Here is an 18,156-nt window from a genome sequence, read left to right on the forward strand (position 1 = left end):
GGAGGAGAAACCATGAAAGAAGAAATCAGCAAAGTGCTATCCATGATGCAGGAGGGTAAAATTGATTCTGACAAGGCTTCGCAATTAATTGACGCGCTAACGGAGAAGCAAACGGCTCCTTCATCACAAGCAGTGCAAGCGTGGGGGAGATCCGACTATCCGAAGAAACTGTCGTCGGCATCCGGTGATTATTTAAACAAAACGTTAAAAATACGTGTTACATCTCAAGACAACGATAATATCAGCGTCAATCTACCGATTAAACTGGTGAAAGCCGTACTCGGTGCGGGACATACGGTCGCCTCCAATATTCCGCAAGCTGCAAAGTATGTGAAGGATATCGATATCTCCATGTTAATCGATGCAATCGAGCACGAACTGGACGGTCAAATCGTTGACATTCGCACCGGTGACAAGGATACAATCACCGTAGTCATTGAGTGAAGAGGCATGATAGTAATTAAGGTTAAGAACAACGAGCATGCTTTTACAATTCCGGTTCCTTATGCCTTATTACGCATGGGGAGCGGCATTCTGACAATGAATGTTTTCCGGCGGAAAATGAGAGGTTGGCTGATTCGGAACGAAGGACATGCGGACGGCCACCCGAGCCGAGTCGATGAATCGGAGCTTGGGCTGAACAGCAGAAATTTCGGGATTGAATTGGTGCTGTCGATTGTCGAAAACCGAAGCACGAAACAAGCGATCAAGCAGCTTATCAAGGAACTGCAACGTTGCAGAGGGACGATTCTGGTTGATGTTCGATCAGAGGATGGCACGGAAGTATTAATTAAATTGTAAGTCGTTTTGCAACCGTTGTGTCGTATTAAACGATATGAACCAAGTGAAGGCTGTCGCTAGGCAAGCTCAGTTTACCCCGGAATGTCGCTTCATGAATTCTAACGGTTGCCAGTGTGCCTAATCCCCTATATTCGGCGTTTCGAATTTGTAACGGTTGCCAGATAGGCTATTTCGCGATTTAGTTGTGTTTTCCACCTATAGAAGGACAAATAAGGTCTCTGGTAACCGATAGAATATATACAACCTCAAATTAAACCAATTAAGCGCTAAGGCAACCGTTAGAGCACAGCCACTTCACCTTGGAAGGGGATGTATCTATCGATTCGCTTTCTCGACATTCTAATGGCAGCCGACTAGCGGCTGCCATTTTCTTAATTAGGGCTACTTAAATATCCCGAGATTCGTCAAGGCCTCCAGCGTTATCGTCTTGGCGGTCGACCCGCTGCTGTCCACGTTAGTGACGAACACAAAGTCAGTCTTTCCGCGCTCAACATAGCCCACATACCAACCAAGCCCCATATCAGACAGACGCGTACCCGTCTTACCATGCACGGTGTAACGATCCTGGTCGTTATCGATCATCATCCGTTTAACCGTCTTCATCGTTTGTTCTTCGAAAGGCAGTGTCTCCTTCACCAAATCTTCCATGAAACCGACCTGCTCCTCCGCCGAGATCTTCAGTGAACTATTCAGCCAAAAGGTGTCTATACCGCCGCTTATATCCCTATTTCCGTAATGGATGCGCTCTACGAAGTTCTTCATGCGCTCCTCCCCAATGTCCCGAGCCATCGCCTGATAATACCAGATTGCAGAAGCTCGCATTGCTGAAGCCAGCGAATGGTCCATATTCCACGCTTCGAACGGCCGGATGACGCCGTCCCACCGTTTCACGTCATATTCATCGCGTACAGCTTTCACTTCCAGACCAATGAGCGCATTCGGTACCTTAAACGAAGATTCCGGCGTGAAGCGCTGTTTGCTTCGTTCCGGATTGCAGACATAGACGCGGTCAGTCTTCAGATTTTTGATCATCAGCGTACCTTGAACATCGTGGAACAGATTCTCGCATTGGAGCTTCGAATCTCTTGCAGTGGCGTTCACGGGAAGCGATGCACTTCCCATTGTGCCGGCGACTAATAATGCAGAGAGGGCCCATATACGGTATTTCTTTCTCCAAGTAATCACGTTGCATTCCTCCTCGGACTTCTTCATAATGGCGTAACAGCAAGGCTCGTGTCGACATCACCGAGTATAAAGGAATGAACGGTTAGTTTTCATGGCTGTTTGGGGTAATTGTACCCGTACAGTTGGAAGAGAGGAGTGCGAGATAGGATGCTGTATGAAGCGATTGTGGAAGAACTCCTGAATGAGATGAAGAGCGGGCAATTGCAGCCGGGGGATAAGCTGCAGTCCATACGGGAAGCGGCGCATGTGTTTGGCTGCAGTCGAAATACGGTCATTCGGGCTTACGGCGAGCTCGAGCGCAGGCACCGAATCTATGCCGTCCCTCAAAGCGGATATTATGTGGCACACCGCAATCACAGCAGCATAGAGGGGACAAGAATCGAGTCAGCGGCACAGGACATCATCGATTTCGAGTGGGCCGGACCGGATCGAAGCGCCATGCCATATCGAGATTTCCAGCACTGCTTAAACGAAGCCATAGAACGGTATCGTGAGGATATGTTCACGTATTCAAGCGGTCAAGGCCTCTCTTCATTACGGTTCCAGCTGTCCCGTCATCTGCGAGATTTGCAGGTATTTACGCCTCCGGAACGTATTTATGTGGTAACAGGCTCTCAGCAGGCGCTGAGTTTGCTGACGGGACTGCCTTTTCCGAACGGCAAGCAAAACATCGTCGTGGAACAACCTGTACATGCCGGCATGGTGGCATTGCTGCAAGGGTATATCGGGGAAGTGTTCGGTATTTCATATGAGGAAGGCGGGATGGATTTAGAGCGGTTGGAGGCGCTATTCCGTGACCGGGACGTCAAATTCTTCTACACCGTCTCGCGGTTTCATAATCCAACCGGGTACAGCCATACGAACGAAGCACGCAAAAAGATGGTAGAGCTGGCGCGGCAGTATGATGTGTATATCATCGAGGATGACTACATGGGCGACCTGGACGGCGATCCCAAGAACGATCCCATGTTTGCATATGATCCGTCCGGCCGAGTCATCTATGTGAAAAGCTTCTCTAAAGTCATGCTTCCGGGCCTGCGCCTCGGGCTGGCCGTGCTGCCGGATGGATTGAGGGAAGGGTTTCAGCGGGCGAAAGCTGTGGCTGATGTGCATTCGCCGCTGTTAACACAGGGAGCGCTCGAGGTGTACCTCGAGAGCGGCATGTTCGCTGCCCATATTGGCCGGATGCGAGAGATTTATCGTCGCAAGGCGGTGCTTCTGCAAGAAGCGTACCGCAAGCATCTCCCTCCGGGAACCGCTCACACAGGATCGTATTCCGGCTTCTACACCACAATTGAATTGCCGGCTCCGCTCCGAGCGCAAGCGGTGGCCGACCACTTGCTGGGGCGCGGCGTGCGGGTCCATCCAGCGCAGCATCTGTTCCTGCCGGAGTTTCGGAAGGAAGGAGTCATCCGGCTTAGCGTTTCGCAGGTAGAGGAAGGACTCCTAGAGCCCGGTATCCAAGCCATTGGTGACGGTATTCGAGAGCTGTTAAGGCTGCGCTCGGGTGTTAAATTTGTTAAGAGGGGATAGGAACAGCCGGACAAAAGTCACATATTGTTTGGATCTATAGCCCGAAAGAGTCATTTCAAGCGAGGAATGACATGGTAAACTTTCTAGGAGCTAGTTTCTTAAAAGGGGATACACAGATGAACAAATATTTGGCACTATGCTTCGTCCTATTCGTTGCTTTATTACTACCGCAGACGGTAACTGCGCATACCGATTTGAAAGGTTCAACACCGGCCAAAGACGAGACGGTTACAACGGCCGTGAGTGAGATCAAATTATCGTTTGCCACCGAGATTGAACCCGTCGTTGTACTTAAGGTTACGGATGCTTCAAACAAGGAAATCGCGGTCAAGGTCGAAGCCGGCAAAGATCAGTTGACAGGTGTATTGGATGCCCCTCTGGCGGATGGAACCTACACGGTCAATTGGCGAATTATTGGAGAAGATGGTCACAATATTAAAGGCAATTATTCATTTACGGTAGCATTGCCGGCCGAAGCCGTTCCTGCTCCGGACAATGAGATGACGCCTGAGAATGCGCCTGATTCTTCCGTTAACTCCGATAACACGAGCAACCAAGTCGATACGCAAACGGAACAAAATGAAGCTGCGGGAGCTGCAAACACTTCCGAAAGCGTAAGTTCGTCCAATACAACGGATCAGACCGCAGAAGATGTATTACCGGAACAATTTGTACATGCACCTGACAACAATCAAAGTAATAAGAACAAAACATGGACAGTAATAGGAGCAGTCGGCTGTCTGGTGTTGTTATTTTTCTTGTTCAGAGCGGTTATGAAAAAATAGACAAGATACCTGAGAAGGAGTTAGATACGATGATTAAAGGTGTCGGAGGCATATTTTGGAGAACGAAGAATCTTGAGGCCGTGAAAAAATGGTACAGCGACGTGTTGAAGATGGATATATCGGATTGGAATGGGACCATGATAAAGTCCGAATCAGCAAACGATACGATCTTCTCTTTCTTTACCGAGGATGACGGCTATTTTCCGCAAGACCAGCAAGTGATGTTGAATTTCCAGGTACATAGTCTGGAAGAGACGATTGCGCATCTTGCACATATTGGTGTACCTCTAGCAAAGAAACCAGAGAGCAGCGAATATGGAAAGTTTGTTTGGATTGCAGATCCGGATGGTCGCCTAATTGAACTGTGGGAGAAATAAAAGCAAGTGAAAAATAGGCTTGACCGGTTGGTTCAAGTGCGAATGGTGATGGTTAAGGTAAAGGAAACGGGGGATCTCCCCCAGAACGAAGAGGTGAATGACGATGAATGTTGTATTGATAATCGTTGGTGTCTCTGTGTTCTTGATTGCCGCAGCCCTTATCATTCGCGCAAACCGCTGGAAAACCGTTCTGACCGCACCAGGCAATCAAGCGGATGAAATCCAAGATAAACATGCTTACTTGCATGGACGGGGTATTCGATCCCGCCTCCGCGAGCTGGACGGTTCGTCGGCATCCGGCATTGTTGCCGGCACGATGCATACAGGCGGACACAATCCGGGCATGAAATTGCAGGTCCATAAGGATGATTTCCAACTGGCCAAGGAAGCGTTAGAGGAATACTCGCATGTGCTTCACACTTCACATTCTCCATTAATATAGAGCAGCAGGACATTTCGAATGCAGCATGTTAGTAATGGTTGAGCCCAAGCGGGCTCAACCATTTTTGCATTTCTTCCATAAAATTCATGCGAATCGCAAATTTGGTTGACATTGCGCAAACAGTTCTGCATTAGCATTGAAGGATGGTTTCTACCCGGTCGGGAGGTGGTTGAGAGATGGCGGTGCTTCGAAGGCTGGCGCCGACGGCACTCAAGCTCGCGCTTGCGGGAATCATCGTCTTCTTCGTCTTGCGGAACATGCCGCTGAAGCTGGCGGACATCGAGTCGTTCTTAGCGCATGCGAGCTTGCGCTTTTATTCGTCCATGGCCGTATTCGCATTCTTCCTTATGCTGCAGGCAGGCATTTGGGTGCTGATTGTGAACGCCGCGGGCGAGGAACCCGGTAAGCCAAGGATCGGGGTCAAACTGAAGCTGTTAGACGGCTTACGGATCTTCATCGACTCGCAGTTCGGCAAGTACCTCCCGGGCGGCTTCTGGAATTATGCGGGCCGTGTCGTTCTTGCTTCGCGTGCCGGCGTATCGTTGAACGTGCAGCTCGCGGCCATCATCTACGAGAACGTGCTGCTCGTATCCGCGGCGCTCTGCTATGCATTGATTTTGCTGGTAAGCTTGGACATCGCCCCGGCAGCATGCATATTCGGAGTCATGTTGTTGTTCGCGCTTACCTACGTCTATTACAACAAGGGATCGGCAGCGATTCGTTCGCTGTTCGTTCGAGCTTCGCGTTGGAGATTGCTGCGTCGCTTCGGTGTCCGGCTGTCGTCATTACGCGGAACGGAATCAGCTGAATGGGCCGGAGAGGCAGGATTGACACGGAACCGTTTTTTTGGCTGCTTGGCCTGTTTTCTCGGGAGTCATTTCATTATGGGCATTGCTTTCTGGATGCTGACAAATAGCTTTGAGCAAGGGCATATCGGTTTGTGGTACGCCGCCGGTACCTTTGCTACATCCTGGCTGCTGGGTTTGTTCAGTCCATTGCCCGGCGGGCTGGGAGTGCGCGAAGGTTTCCTGGTATATTTCTTGTCGCTCAAGCTGGGCGCCGAGACGGCGTTGTATATATCCATAATCGCTCGGCTGTGGAACATCATGGCGGAAGTGCTGTTCTGGGCGGCAGTGAGGACGGTCGGTCATTTGACGAGAAGGGTGAGGACCTATGACGAAGCGTAGAAAAATCGTTCTCGTATCAGGCGTGTTTCCGCCGGGCATTGGCGGCATGCAGAATTATTACTTTAACTTGTCGATACATAGCAAGCACAAGATGACCGTCATCGCGCCGGAATACCCAGGGAGCGGCGCATTTGATCAAGGGCTCCCATTCCGTATTCATCGCGGGCCGTTCTTGCAGGAGGAGCGGGCAAACCTGACCAGTTGGGGACGATTGTTCCGCCTGGTACGCAGGACTTTGCGCAGCGAAGAGCCGGACGTGACACTGTACGGCTACGTGTTGATCGGGTTTATCGGTTTGCTGTTTCGGGTGTTCAGAGGGCGCCGCTATGTCATATCTACGCACGGTATGGATATGCTCATGTTTAGGCGATTCATGGGACTGAATGCGATCGTGAAGCTGATCTTGCGCAACGCAGACGGTGTGCTGGCGAACAGTCAATTCACGAAGAAACTGGTGGAAGATTACGGCGTCGATCCGCGGCGCATTGGCATCGTCAACCCCGGCGTCGAGCGCGTGTTTGAGAAACAGCCAATGGACTACGAGCTGGCAAGAGCGCACGGGCTCGAAGGGAAATACGTGCTGCTGTCGGTCGGACGTTTGGTTACGCGTAAAGGCCATGATCGGGTGATTCAAGCCATGCCGTCCATTCTGGAACGCATCCCGAACGCGGTGTATCTGATCGTTGGCGACGGTCCGGACCGACAGCGGCTGGAACAGCTTGCCCGATCAACAGGCGTAGCGGGCGACGTACTGTTCGCGGGCCGTGTGAGCGGAAGCGAGCGATTGAATGCGTACTATAATCTGTCGCATCAATTCATCATGGTGAGCCGCGAGTTGGAGCGAGGCGATGCGGAAGGATTCGGAATCGTGTATTTGGAGGCGGCTTCTGCGGGACTTCCGGTTATCGCCGGTCGTTCCGGAGGGGCATCGGAGGCCGTGCTGGACGGTGTGACCGGACTGCTCGTCGATCCGCAATCGACGGAAGAAATCGCCGAAAGCGTCGTTCGTCTGGCGAAGGATACCAAGCTTCGCGAACGGTTGGTGAGGGATGGCTTCCACAGAGCCAAGTCGGAGTTTCAGCACGAGGTGCTAGGGGAGAAGTTTGACCGTTACATCGCCAGAATCTGTGCGCTCCCGGCACCGGCGATGGCGCGTTTGCGATTGTTGAGAGAATCGGCTCGGGAGAATGTTCGATAAGGGAGCAGTAGCAGCGTGTTTAAGGAGTTGTTTGCTTGACGGCAAACAACTCCTTATTTAGTGTGCCATCATAGCAGCATTGGATTGCCATCGTCTTGCTTGACCCATTTGCGGTACGCCTTAGGCGTAACTCCATAGTAAGCATGAAACTTCTTATAGAAAAAGGTTAAATTGTGATAGCCGATTTCTTTGGCAATCTCCTCGATGGTCTGATCCGTTAGCTTTAATTGCAGCGCAGCGTGTATGAACTTTTGCTCCTGGACCAATAAGGAGAAGGTTTTTCCGGTCACATTTTTGATGATTCGCCCCAGATGCTCAGCCGAATAACGAAAGTGCTCGGCTGTTTGTTCTAATGTCATGTTTAGATAGTTTTGTTTGATGTAGGCCAGTAATTCCATGATGGAGATATTCGATCTTCGAACCCCTTTGTTCAAGAACAATTCGTAGCTGTCGCTTTCTAGCAGCCTGGTAAACAGGATCGTCAGATAGGCTTTGATAATCTCAGGGTTTGCATGTTTGCTTCCGAAGGATTCGCATAAGAGGTTCTGGATCGTTTGTTTGATTTGCCAATTGTTCGACGTATGGAATAATAGGAAGTTCTTTTCTCTGGACGTATCCGTAAGGATGGAGGCTATGGTTTTACCAATAATGTTCACTCCAAGAATGTTGTAAATAAAGGAGCTGTCAAAAAACTCATTCTTCGCTAAGACGTTGATGAGGATGTCATTCTCGCTTACCTTGTCGATGGAATGCTCCACATTCTTATTGAGAATAATCAAATCGCCTTCCTTGAATTCAAACCGTTCTCCTTGAATTTCTTGATAAAAGGTACCGCTGTAAACGTAATTCATCTCAAATAAGTTATGGGTGTGCTTGACCATTTGGACAAACCTCGTATGCCTGGAGATGGCGAAGATTTCCCCGGTAACGTTCAATCGAAGCACATCGCCCTCTAATGAATAATGGTACGCGGATGGGTGGGTAATGGGCATAGACGAAGCAGCATGACCGCGAGAATGATGGTGGCCGGAGAGCCTGTCATCAGACAAAGCACGAGATAGAATGCGGTTTCTGATCATGTCATCGGAGAGATCCTTATCCTGTAAATGGGCTTCCAAATCCGTTAATTCATATAAAATACGATCCAATTCATCATAATTCATGAAACCGCCTCCCACACTCGTATTATATCAGTTTTGGTTAGTTAATACGCCGAAAATCGACATTGGTGTAAGGGGGGAGATGCGATAAACTATCCGCAAAGGGTAGTCATTTCGGTTGAAGGAGGAAGTAGAATGAGCTGCAACGTGACGGAAAGTGAAATTCCGATGCACTCCAACGACATTATCAGGAGCGTTGTCGATGAGGTGATGGTAGAGGGAAGAAAAGTGATTCGCATTCATACGGCATGGCAGCTGCAGGATGGTGCAATCCTGCTCTATGAATATTCGTCCATCAACTTTCCCACAAGCAATTTTACCGTTCACGACACGTTGGAGGATTATCATCGGATATGTAAACAAATTCACTGGGTGAAGTGAAGAATTCAGGAAATGGTTCTAAACAGTGCTATACTAACCATAGAAAATACTTCATCCAAAGAGTGGTGTTTATCGTGGCATTGGAGCAAATCCGAATCGGAACGATCATCGGCGGCAGAGACGCCGTGCGGGTGATTCCGCAAATCGCGCAGCATGGATTCGAATCTTACAGCATCTCGTTTGGACAATCAACAAGCGGTATAGACCTTATAGAAACCGCAAAGCAAATCGAAGAGCTGGCAGCACAGCACAACTTCATCATCTCATCGGTAGGCGTGTACGGAAATCCGCTGACAGGAGAAGGCGACAATGCGGATACGTTAGCCAGCTGGGAACGCTTGATTGAGCACGCCCATTTATTCGGAACGGACATCGTTGCCGGCTTCACAGGCAGGTTGACCGGACTTCCCATCGAAGCCTCGATTCCCCAATACGCGGAGGTGTTCGGAGAGCTTTCTCGCAGAGCAGATGCAAAAGGGGTTCGGATCGCGTTTGAGAATTGCGCCATGGGAGGCACTTGGTCTTCAGGCGATTGGAACATCGCACTCAATCCGAGCGCGTGGGAGCTGATGTTTAACGCGATCCCATCGGATAATATCGGCCTGCAATGGGAGCCCGCGCACCAAATGGATTCGTTAATCGACCCGATACCTCAACTGCGCAAATGGGTGGATAAAGTGTTTCATGTTCACGGTAAAGACGCTACGATCGCCTGGGATATCGTCAAAGAGTATGGCCTTCGCGGGCCCAAACGTTTCGTGTGGGATCGAACGCCGGGCTTCGGCGATACGAATTGGTCGGATATTATGACCATTCTTATGCAGGCTAATTATAAGGGAACGATAGATATCGAAGGCTGGCATGACCCCGTTTACAAAGACGAGCTGGAGATGACCGGACAAGTCCATGCGTTGAACTACTTAAAACGGTGCCGAGGCGGAATTTTCGTTCCGAACCCGGCAGCTGAGGGATATAAATAGACATGGTATGAAGGAACCAGGCCCGCGTATACGGGCTTGGTTCTTTTCGCTATGGCATTTTTAGTTATTTCACCCATCATTCATTTTCCAGGGATGATGATTTTTTGCTGCATATTTTCGGGAAACAGTTCAGCAAACGAGAGTAGGAATGCATAATCATTCACCGAATATTAACTAATAGAATCAAAGCCTCAATGTGGACGCTAGAGGATAAAAAAGTTGGCAGGATTTTATAAAGAATGCTGCTATTCTGTCATACAGGCATTTATGGATTTCACTATAATTTGGATTAGCGAGGGGGATAGAGAGATGAATGCAGGGATTGGTGCAAACGCTTACGCGATTCCGCTTCAACTGCTACGTTTACTTATGCTTCAACCAATCCGTATCGGTGGTCTTACCATCACGCTGTTAGACGCGCTATCCGCTGAGCATGAAGAGGAATGGGCGCCTCCTTCACATCGGCATCCTTGGTATGAATTCAATTATGTTTCGGACGGTGCACTCTTCACGACGATCGCGGGCTGCGAATTTCGGATTGAGGCAGGGCAATCCTATTTAATTCCGCCGGGTATCGTTCATTCGCATCGGCATCAACCCGGAGAGAAGGATGATGGGTTTTGCCTTCGTTGGCAAATCGTGGAGGAGCCGGGTGAAGCCAGCAGCGGAACCACGGAAGAGGCTGAATTTATCCGCTGTTTCTCTCAGATTCGGCCATACGCGTTTAAGCCCGAAACGGTCCAACCGCTGTTCGCTCTTCGTTCGAATATCGGCGCATTGGCGCTGCGAACGGCTTTTGCGGGATGGTTGACAGGTTTATTCGAAGACTGGCGGGCCGATTCGCCGGTTCCGTCCTTGCAAGCTCATGATCCTAACGACCTCATAGTCAAGCAGACATTGATGTATTTAAACGCCTACTATGCGAACGAATTGCGAGTGCAAGACATTGCAAGCGGCCTCCACGTTAGTTATCGGACGCTGGCCCGACAGTTCAAACAGCAAACTGGGGTGACTGTCATCGAGAAGTTGAACGATATTCGCATTCGGCAGGCGAAGAAATTGTTAATCGAAACCCAGATGTCGATGAAGCAAATCGCGCTCGCTGTTGGCTTGAAGAACGAATTTTATTTCTCAACCTTATTCTCTCAGGTGGCGATGGTGACGCCATCGAGATTTCGAAGCCGCTATTATGAAGCCAGTGAGAGGGTCAGCAGCCGTGACAGAAGAGGGGAGTAGGGGGACGTGCAACGTAACATCCAAGCAATGGTTGACAAATATCCGGAGCTTCAAGTATGCGCCGGCGAAACCGAACAAGCTTGCCAGCTGCTAATCGGTTCATTCAGAAACGGCGGCAAGCTGCTCGTCTGCGGCAATGGCGGGAGCGCTTCGGACAGCGAGCATATTGTCGGCGAACTGATGAAGGGATTTATGTCCAAACGTCCGATTCCATCGGAATTCAGAACGACGCTGAATGAATTGTTCCCGGATGAAGGCCTCTATATTGCGGATCGGCTGCAAGGCACGCTCCCGGCAATCTCGCTGGTCAGCCATACCGCGTTTATGACGGCCTTTGCCAATGATGTCTCAGCAGAGACGGTATTCGCGCAGCAGGTATATGGGTATGGCAATAAAGGAGACGTGCTCATTGGACTCAGCACATCCGGCAATTCTCCAAACGTCGTAAGAGCGGTACAGGTGGCCAAGGCACTTGGCATGCACACCATCGGAATGACCGGCTCGGACGGAGGACGTCTCAAGTCGTTATGCGACGTGTCGATTCGCGTCCCTTACGAGCGTACGCTGGACATACAGGAACGTCATCTGCCGGTCTACCATGCCATATGTCTTGCCATCGAGGAGGTGTTCTTCGGACCATGAAGCTGCTCGCAGGGATTGATATTGGAGGCACAAAATGCGCGGTTAGCCTAGGGGTACTGATTGAAGATGGCACCATCCAGATCGTCTCGAAAACCCGCTTCCATACGCCAAGCACACCGGAAGAAGCGATTGAGCAGCTATTGAACGCGCTCGATAAAGAACTGGAGAATCGTCCTGAAGACGAGCTGGCGGCCATAGGCATCAGCTGTGGAGGACCGCTCGACAGTCGCCGCGGACTCGTATTATCCCCACCTAACCTGAAGGGCTGGAAGGCGGTAGATATCGTGTCGCCGTTCACCCGTCGTTATGGCGTTCCAGCCGCGCTTCAAAATGACGCTAACGCTAGCGCTCTGGCGGAGTGGAAGTGGGGCGCAGGGAAAGGCTGCTCCAACATGATCTTCTTGACCTTCGGCACCGGGATGGGAGCCGGACTTATTCTGAATGGAGCGCTCTACGCCGGCACGAACGATATGGCGGGAGAAGTCGGTCATATCCGGCTCGAGCAAGACGGTCCGATCGGTTATGGCAAAGCCGGTTCATTTGAAGGCTTTTGCAGCGGCGGCGGAATCGCACAGCTGGCCAAGCGCATCGTTTCGTTGCGGCAAGCGGATGGCAATCCGCCGGATTTTTGCACAACAGCCGAAGAATTGCCTATGCTTACCGCCGAGATGGTCGGCCGTGCGGCTGAGCAAGGAGATCCGGTGGCGATAGACATTTACCGAGTCTCCGCTACGCAGCTGGGTCGCGCGCTCGCATTGCTCATCGACGTGTTGAATCCGGAGCGTATCGTGATCGGAAGCATTTACGGGAGGCAGAAGGCGATCATGGAGCCGATCGTCATGGAAGAGCTGCGACGCGAAGCACTTCCAAGCTCCAGCGCCGTATGCGAAATCTTGCAAGCGGGCCTAGGCGAGCAAATCGGCGATTATGCCAGCTTGTCCGTTGCGTTAAATCATCTCCTCGAGAAAGGTGAGATTCAAGTATGAGCACGAATCGCAGCATTCATCTGATAGGCAATGCGCATTTGGATCCGGTATGGCTATGGCAGTGGCAGGAAGGATATGCAGAGATCAAGGCGACCTTCCGCTCTGCGCTTGACCGTTTGCGGGAATTTCCGGATTTCGTCTTCACTCGTTCTTGCGCTGCCTATTATGCCTGGGTCGAAGAAAACGCGCCGGACATGTTCGAGGAGATCCAACTGCGCGTCGCGGAAGGACGCTGGATTATCGTTGGCGGCTGGTGGATTCAGCCGGACTGCAATCTGCCTTCCGGCGAATCGTTCGCACGGCATGGCTTGTACGGACAGCGTTATTTTCAGGAAAAATTCGGCGTTATGGCGAAGGTCGGCTATAACGTCGACTCCTTTGGACATAACGCCATGCTTCCGCAAATCTTGAAGAAGAGCGGAATGGACTATTACGTCTTTATGCGCCCCGAGAAACATGAGAAGGAGCTGGACCGGAATTTGTTCTGGTGGGAATCGGAGGACGGCAGTCGCGTCCTCACGTTCCGTTTGTCGGACAGCTATTCAACCAGTTGGGGAAAGCCGTTTGAGCAGAAGGTGCAAAAACACGAAGAAATGGCGGATGCAAACGGTCATTCGCATATGACATTCTATGGAGTCGGTAACCACGGCGGGGGACCCACGATCGGCAATCTGGAAGCGATTAAGGGACTGCAGGAGAAGCTCGGCAAAGAGCGCATCGTTATCAGCTCGCCGAATCGGTATTTTGCGGAAATCGAAGCAGTGCAACCGGAATTGCCGGTGCTGAAGGACGAGCTGCAGATGCACGCGGTAGGCTGTTACTCCACGCATTCGGAATCAAAGGAGAACAACCGGCGTGCGGAGCACCGGCTCTTGAACGCGGAGAAATTCGCTTCGGCCGCTAACGTGCTGCTGGGACATAAGTATCCGGGTGAGCAGCTGAAGCTTGCTTGGGAGAATGTGTTGTTTAACCAGTTCCACGACATTATGGGCGGGTGCAGCATCCGCGAGGCTTTCCAAGATGCTCGAGAATCGTATGGCGAAGCGCTGCACATTGCAGCAAAGGCGCTTAACTCGGCCACGCAGCGCATCTCATGGTCCATTGATACGATGAAGCCGGAGATACGCTCGCTGAGCAAGGATAAGAACTGGTTGTCCTGGGAGCAGGGCGATTGCGGTACGCCGTTCGTCGTCTTCAATCCTTTATCTTGGGAAGTGGACGTGCCTGTACACGCGAATCGCAAAATGACCGCTGTCTCGGATGAACAAGGGAATCCTGTAGCGATGCAGGCTGTGCGAGCGTCTCGCACCAATGGACAAGACAATTGGGATACGCTGTTCATGGCTCGCGTGCCTGCCATGGGCTACCGCGTTTACTGGTGCTACCTGACCAAAGAGCAGGAAACGCAATCGGTAGAATCACCGGTGAGCGCAGAGGGGAATGTGCTGGAGAATGCTTTCTTGCGCGTAGAATTTGCAGCGAATTCCGGTGCAATTAAGAGCCTGCTCGATAAGCGGACGAACACGGAAGTGTTTAACGGCCCAGGTGCAGCGCCGCTTGTCATCGACGAGCATCATAGCGATACATGGGGACATGGGCTGCATAGCTATCGCGAGCTCATCGGGTGTTTCACGGATGCAGAAGTGAAGGTGCTCGAGCGCGGCCCGCTTCGAGGAATCATCCGCGTCACGAGCAGGTACAACGGCTCTGTGCTTCGTCAAGATTTTACCCTGCTTCACAACGCCGCCGAGCTTCAAGTAAAGGTGCAGCTCGATTGGCGAGAGAAACATAAGATGCTGAAACTTTCCTTTCCCGTTCTAGTGGAGCAGCCGGAGTCCGTATCGGAAATTCCGTACGGATACCTACATCGTGAACCAAACGGCAATGAAATGCCCGGACAGCAATGGTTCGATGTGTTCGGCAAGTCGAGGGAAACAGGGGATGTACGCGGTCTCGCCATTCTCAACAATGGAAAGTACGCTTATGACGTCTTGGGAAGCGAAGCGCGCATGACGGTTGTCCGCAGCCCCATATTTGCTGACCACTATGGAGAGCGCGACGATCAAGTGGAGTTCATGGAACAGGGTATCCAGGAGTTTGGTTACGCGCTTAAGCCGCATCAGGGCTTCTGGCACCAGTCTGACATTGTGCGCAAAGCCTATGAATTCAATGTGCCGCCGATCGGCGTGTGGGAAACCTATCACGAGGGTTCACTGCCACAGCGTATGGAGGGGCTGCGAATTTCTGCTCAGCAAGTGGTGGCCACTGTATTTAAACAGGCGGAGGATGGTGACGGCTGGATCTTGCGCTGCTATGAAACGTCAGGCGCTGCCGCTGAATCTGATATTGAAGTGCCTATGCTGTACCGATCTTGGCGCACCGTTTTTGGCAAATGCGAAATCAAGTCGTTTTTCATTCCGGCCGACGCGTCGCTTCCTGTTCAGGAAGTCAATTTGATTGAATATCGCTAGCTTATGATGAACAAAAACGCTGCCAACATCTTGGCAGCGTTTTGATTTGAGGCACAGTCAATCAAACTTCGGATACCGCAATAAAATTAACGCTTTCCGGGCCGACCCTTGTAACCCCGACAAGAGATGCTTGGATAAATACGCAGATACTTTATTTAAACATAGCAGCCTGGGTTAGGTGTGATTGGACGAGCGAGATGATTCGCCATAATCTGCTCTTCAATTTTTCGGAGCGATTATAAGGACAACATTTCCTTTGTCTCTAGCCAGTGGACGTTAACATTGCTACCTTCAGCGCTTTGATTGACACGTTTTCTGATACCCACTGTCGGAGAATAGAACGGTGGATTGTTAACCAGGTCAAAATGAATGGGAACTAATACTTTTGCCTCGAGCGCAATTGCCGCTGAAACTGCCTGTTCAGGTGACATGACAATCGGTTCCTTACTTGCCGGTTGTACGTTCGGAAACGCAACTACAGGTGCATTTACAGGTAAAAAAGCCGCATCAAACGGTCCGTGATCGCCTTTTATTCTCCACCAATATCCATGCCACAATGTATCTCCGCAATGAATAATTTGTTTACCGCCTGCCGAAACGATCCAAGCGACTTGAGGATCTCCCATACCGTCTACCGAAAAAGTGGGGATAACGGTAAACGAGCTTATCTTAATGGTATCCTTAATCGAAACGCCTAATACAGAAGTAAACCCATATTCCTTTACATACTCAACGTTTTCAATTGGGACATAAATCGGAATAGACTGTCCGTAAAATTGTTTAATTGCCGCTGGATCAAAATGATCCGGATGAACGTGGGTAAGCAAAACAGCATCCACTTTACCAAAATCGTCTAATGGATAAAGCACGCCAGAAGGCGTTCCAAGATCAGAAGGGAAATTATAAAACGGATCGATTACAATTTTGCTCTCTTCATGTTCGATAGTAATACCTGCCCATGGAAGTTTCACGATTTTCAATTGAATGTTCTCCTCTCCACACTGTTATCTGTAACAAAGGAAGTTACAGTTAGATCGTATCAGGTCTATAAATTAAAGTCCGTAACTTAGTCACATAATTGTACACGGCATTGTATTCCATTTTCAGTCCACCTCTCGATTCGACTTGCATCATTATAGATAGAAGTTGATTATATGAAACGATTCGATTAACATATCCCATAGAATTAGCACAAACGGAGGGATTGATACGATGGAAATCAGAAGAAGTGGTTCACAACCTTCAGGCAAAGGACCGTCGGATTATTTTACAGGTACGGTTCGCATCGATCCGTTGATAGAAACGGCCGATCCGGCGCGTGTGGCCGCCGCGAGCGTTACATTCGAGCCCGGGGCTCGGACAGCTTGGCATACGCATCCACTGGGACAAACACTGATTGTAACGGCTGGCAAAGGGCGGGTTCAACGATGGGGCGGACCAATCGAGGCTATTAGTCCCGGTGACGTTGTTTGGTTCCCGCCGGGAGAGAAACATTGGCACGGTGCTTCGCCAACGACTGCCATGACTCATATCGCCATTCAAGAACGTCTGGATGGCAAGGCGGTTGAATGGCTGGAGCATGTTAGTGATGATCAATACAATGTTCAGGAGGTCATATTATGATAACCGTTCATGCACGCGCTACATTTAGTCCGGAAGGTCCATTCAAACTGACCACGATCGAGCGAAGGGATCTAGAGCCGCATGATGTCATGATTGAAATCAAATTCGCCGGTATTTGCCACTCTGATATCCATGCCGCTCGCGGGGATTGGGGACCCATTAACTATCCACTTGTACCCGGTCATGAGATCGCCGGAATCGTTGCCAAGGTAGGCTCAGCCGTTACGAAGTATGCTATCGGCGACCGGGTAGGCGTAGGCTGCATGGTGGACTCTTGCAGAGAGTGTGCCCACTGTCATAGGGGAGATGAACATTATTGCCTGAACGGGAATACAGGTACCTATGGAGCGATAGATAGATACGGGCAATTTACGCAAGGCGGTTATTCCACGCACATCGTCGTAACCGAAGACTTCGTCGTACGAATTCCGGATGGGATTGCGCTTGACGCAGCCGCTCCGTTGCTGTGTGCCGGCATCACAACGTATTCGCCGCTGCGCCACTGGGGAGCTGCTCCCGGCAAGAAGGTAGCAGTCGTTGGATTTGGCGGTCTTGGACACATGGCCGTAAAGCTCGCTCATGCGATGGGTGCCGAGGTTACGGTACTATCACAGACGTTGAAGAAGAGAGAAGACGGTTTGCGGCATGGCGCGGATCACTATTATGCTACGAATGATCCGGAGACATTTAAACGGCTTGCGGGATCGTTCGATCTCATCGTAAATACAGTAAGCGCGGCAATCGATATCAATGCTTTTCTCTCCTTGCTGGCACTGGATGGAACGCTGGTAAACGTCGGTGCGCCAGCCGAGCCGATGTCGATTAGCGTATTTCCGCTTATTCTCCATCGTCGATCTTTTGCCGGATCGGCAATCGGGGGGATTCGCGAAACGCAGGAAATGCTGGATTTCTGCGCGGAGCACGGCATTGTACCGGAGATTGAAGTGATTGCGGCCAAACAAATCGATGAAGCCTGGGAGCGCGTACTTGCATCGGATGTGAAATATCGATTTGTCATTGACATTAGTACAATGGAAATGGAATAGAGAATACGGCATAAACAAGATGGCTCATTTCGAGTCATCTTTTTTGTTCATTACGGAATGAGCGAACGTGAATAATTTTGTATACTTAATCTAGCAACATCGCCACTTCATCCTATCAAGGAG

General features: G+C 50.5%; 19 protein-coding genes. 16 read left to right on the forward strand and 3 right to left on the reverse strand.

Features of this window, described 5'->3' with window-relative positions:
• Positions 1-12 precede the first annotated feature (12 nt).
• Both BM412_RS08915 and BM412_RS08920 read left to right on the forward strand, forming a co-directional pair.
• Positions 13-444, forward strand: a complete 432-nt coding sequence (locus BM412_RS08915; RefSeq protein WP_091216481.1) for a hypothetical protein — start codon at positions 13-15, stop codon at positions 442-444.
• 6 nt (positions 445-450) lie between these two features.
• The gene (locus tag BM412_RS08920) at positions 451-801 is read left to right on the forward strand and encodes a hypothetical protein (RefSeq protein WP_091216489.1); all 351 of its coding nucleotides are present in this window, start codon (positions 451-453) and stop codon (positions 799-801) included.
• Positions 802-1,182: 381 nt separating this feature from the next.
• Here BM412_RS08920 and blaOXA read toward each other — a convergent pair whose 3' ends face one another.
• The gene (blaOXA, locus tag BM412_RS08925) at positions 1,183-1,923 is read right to left on the reverse strand and encodes a class D beta-lactamase (RefSeq protein WP_091220301.1); all 741 of its coding nucleotides are present in this window, start codon (positions 1,921-1,923) and stop codon (positions 1,183-1,185) included.
• A gap of 210 nt (positions 1,924-2,133) precedes the next feature.
• Between blaOXA and BM412_RS08930 the strand changes: the two genes are divergently transcribed.
• The 6 genes from BM412_RS08930 (at position 2,134) to BM412_RS08955 (ending at position 7,508) form a co-directional block, all read left to right on the forward strand.
• Positions 2,134-3,519 (forward strand): aminotransferase-like domain-containing protein, encoded by a 1,386-nt coding sequence (locus tag BM412_RS08930; RefSeq protein WP_091216491.1) that lies wholly within the window; start codon positions 2,134-2,136, stop codon positions 3,517-3,519.
• A gap of 116 nt (positions 3,520-3,635) precedes the next feature.
• Positions 3,636-4,304 carry a copper resistance CopC family protein gene (locus tag BM412_RS08935; protein ID WP_177245727.1) on the forward strand — a complete coding sequence of 223 codons (669 nt, stop codon included), beginning with the start codon at positions 3,636-3,638 and terminating at the stop codon, positions 4,302-4,304.
• Positions 4,305-4,333: 29 nt separating this feature from the next.
• The gene (locus BM412_RS08940) at positions 4,334-4,681 is read left to right on the forward strand and encodes a VOC family protein (protein WP_091216498.1); all 348 of its coding nucleotides are present in this window, start codon (positions 4,334-4,336) and stop codon (positions 4,679-4,681) included.
• 103 nt (positions 4,682-4,784) lie between these two features.
• Entirely contained in the window at positions 4,785-5,123 is a 339-nt protein-coding gene (locus tag BM412_RS08945) for a hypothetical protein (RefSeq protein ID WP_091216502.1), read from the forward strand.
• Between the two features lie 176 nt (positions 5,124-5,299).
• The gene (locus tag BM412_RS08950) at positions 5,300-6,310 is read left to right on the forward strand and encodes a lysylphosphatidylglycerol synthase transmembrane domain-containing protein (protein WP_091216505.1); all 1,011 of its coding nucleotides are present in this window, start codon (positions 5,300-5,302) and stop codon (positions 6,308-6,310) included.
• Positions 6,297-7,508: a glycosyltransferase family 4 protein gene (locus BM412_RS08955; RefSeq protein ID WP_091216508.1), complete on the forward strand. Its 1,212-nt coding sequence runs from the start codon at positions 6,297-6,299 to the stop codon at positions 7,506-7,508. The genes BM412_RS08950 and BM412_RS08955 overlap by 14 nt, the downstream gene beginning before the upstream one ends.
• A gap of 68 nt (positions 7,509-7,576) precedes the next feature.
• Here the strand turns inward: BM412_RS08955 and BM412_RS08960 are convergent, their stop codons facing one another.
• Positions 7,577-8,671, reverse strand: a complete 1,095-nt coding sequence (locus tag BM412_RS08960; protein ID WP_091216510.1) for an AraC family transcriptional regulator — start codon at positions 8,669-8,671, stop codon at positions 7,577-7,579.
• Between the two features lie 132 nt (positions 8,672-8,803).
• On the opposite strand from BM412_RS08960, the gene BM412_RS08965 reads away from it, so the two are divergent.
• The 6 genes from BM412_RS08965 to BM412_RS08990 all read left to right on the forward strand — a co-directional run bounded on the left by BM412_RS08965 (position 8,804) and on the right by BM412_RS08990 (position 15,364).
• Entirely contained in the window at positions 8,804-9,049 is a 246-nt protein-coding gene (locus tag BM412_RS08965; protein ID WP_091216512.1) for a hypothetical protein, read from the forward strand.
• Positions 9,050-9,129: 80 nt separating this feature from the next.
• Complete coding sequence (locus BM412_RS08970; protein ID WP_091220302.1) at positions 9,130-10,029, forward strand: sugar phosphate isomerase/epimerase family protein; 900 nt, start codon at positions 9,130-9,132, stop codon at positions 10,027-10,029.
• A gap of 309 nt (positions 10,030-10,338) precedes the next feature.
• Entirely contained in the window at positions 10,339-11,265 is a 927-nt protein-coding gene (locus BM412_RS08975) for a helix-turn-helix transcriptional regulator (protein WP_177245728.1), read from the forward strand.
• A gap of 6 nt (positions 11,266-11,271) precedes the next feature.
• Complete coding sequence (locus BM412_RS08980) at positions 11,272-11,907, forward strand: D-sedoheptulose-7-phosphate isomerase (RefSeq protein WP_218163132.1); 636 nt, start codon at positions 11,272-11,274, stop codon at positions 11,905-11,907.
• Positions 11,904-12,893 carry an ROK family protein gene (locus BM412_RS08985; RefSeq protein ID WP_091216517.1) on the forward strand — a complete coding sequence of 330 codons (990 nt, stop codon included), beginning with the start codon at positions 11,904-11,906 and terminating at the stop codon, positions 12,891-12,893. The genes BM412_RS08980 and BM412_RS08985 overlap by 4 nt, the downstream gene beginning before the upstream one ends.
• Positions 12,890-15,364 (forward strand): alpha-mannosidase, encoded by a 2,475-nt coding sequence (locus BM412_RS08990; protein WP_091216520.1) that lies wholly within the window; start codon positions 12,890-12,892, stop codon positions 15,362-15,364. Before BM412_RS08985 ends, BM412_RS08990 begins: the two co-directional genes overlap by 4 nt.
• A 236-nt stretch (positions 15,365-15,600) precedes the next feature.
• On the opposite strand, the gene BM412_RS08995 is transcribed toward BM412_RS08990, so the two are convergent.
• Positions 15,601-16,335: an MBL fold metallo-hydrolase gene (locus BM412_RS08995; protein ID WP_256256359.1), complete on the reverse strand. Its 735-nt coding sequence runs from the start codon at positions 16,333-16,335 to the stop codon at positions 15,601-15,603.
• A gap of 241 nt (positions 16,336-16,576) precedes the next feature.
• Here BM412_RS08995 and BM412_RS09000 point away from each other — a divergent pair, with 241 nt between their 5' ends.
• On the forward strand, positions 16,577-16,987 hold the full coding sequence (locus BM412_RS09000; protein WP_091216527.1) for a (R)-mandelonitrile lyase: 411 nt from the start codon (positions 16,577-16,579) through the stop codon (positions 16,985-16,987).
• Positions 16,984-18,033, forward strand: coding sequence for an NAD(P)-dependent alcohol dehydrogenase (locus tag BM412_RS09005; protein WP_091216531.1), 1,050 nt, complete (start codon positions 16,984-16,986; stop codon positions 18,031-18,033). The genes BM412_RS09000 and BM412_RS09005 overlap by 4 nt, the downstream gene beginning before the upstream one ends.
• Positions 18,034-18,156: the final 123 nt, after the last annotated feature.

It is taken from the genome of Paenibacillus sp. BC26, from assembly GCF_900116125.1.
In the GTDB taxonomy this organism is placed as follows: Bacteria; Bacillota; Bacilli; order Paenibacillales; family Paenibacillaceae; genus Paenibacillus_Z; species Paenibacillus_Z lignilyticus.

What these genes read in the sequence shown, in the direction of transcription:
- BM412_RS08915 (WP_091216481.1), top strand. Translation starts at nt 13, where the DNA reads ATGAAAGAAGAAATCAGCAAAGTGCTATCCATGATGCAGGAGGGTAAA.
- BM412_RS08920 (WP_091216489.1), top strand. Translation starts at nt 451, where the DNA reads ATGATAGTAATTAAGGTTAAGAACAACGAGCATGCTTTTACAATTCCG.
- blaOXA (WP_091220301.1), bottom strand. Translation starts at nt 1,923, where the DNA reads ATGGGAAGTGCATCGCTTCCCGTGAACGCCACTGCAAGAGATTCGAAG.
- BM412_RS08930 (WP_091216491.1), top strand. Translation starts at nt 2,134, where the DNA reads ATGCTGTATGAAGCGATTGTGGAAGAACTCCTGAATGAGATGAAGAGC.
- BM412_RS08935 (WP_177245727.1), top strand. Translation starts at nt 3,636, where the DNA reads ATGAACAAATATTTGGCACTATGCTTCGTCCTATTCGTTGCTTTATTA.
- BM412_RS08940 (WP_091216498.1), top strand. Translation starts at nt 4,334, where the DNA reads ATGATTAAAGGTGTCGGAGGCATATTTTGGAGAACGAAGAATCTTGAG.
- BM412_RS08945 (WP_091216502.1), top strand. Translation starts at nt 4,785, where the DNA reads ATGAATGTTGTATTGATAATCGTTGGTGTCTCTGTGTTCTTGATTGCC.
- BM412_RS08950 (WP_091216505.1), top strand. Translation starts at nt 5,300, where the DNA reads ATGGCGGTGCTTCGAAGGCTGGCGCCGACGGCACTCAAGCTCGCGCTT.
- BM412_RS08955 (WP_091216508.1), top strand. Translation starts at nt 6,297, where the DNA reads ATGACGAAGCGTAGAAAAATCGTTCTCGTATCAGGCGTGTTTCCGCCG.
- BM412_RS08960 (WP_091216510.1), bottom strand. Translation starts at nt 8,671, where the DNA reads ATGAATTATGATGAATTGGATCGTATTTTATATGAATTAACGGATTTG.
- BM412_RS08965 (WP_091216512.1), top strand. Translation starts at nt 8,804, where the DNA reads ATGAGCTGCAACGTGACGGAAAGTGAAATTCCGATGCACTCCAACGAC.
- BM412_RS08975 (WP_177245728.1), top strand. Translation starts at nt 10,339, where the DNA reads ATGAATGCAGGGATTGGTGCAAACGCTTACGCGATTCCGCTTCAACTG.
- BM412_RS08985 (WP_091216517.1), top strand. Translation starts at nt 11,904, where the DNA reads ATGAAGCTGCTCGCAGGGATTGATATTGGAGGCACAAAATGCGCGGTT.
- BM412_RS08990 (WP_091216520.1), top strand. Translation starts at nt 12,890, where the DNA reads ATGAGCACGAATCGCAGCATTCATCTGATAGGCAATGCGCATTTGGAT.
- BM412_RS09000 (WP_091216527.1), top strand. Translation starts at nt 16,577, where the DNA reads ATGGAAATCAGAAGAAGTGGTTCACAACCTTCAGGCAAAGGACCGTCG.
- BM412_RS09005 (WP_091216531.1), top strand. Translation starts at nt 16,984, where the DNA reads ATGATAACCGTTCATGCACGCGCTACATTTAGTCCGGAAGGTCCATTC.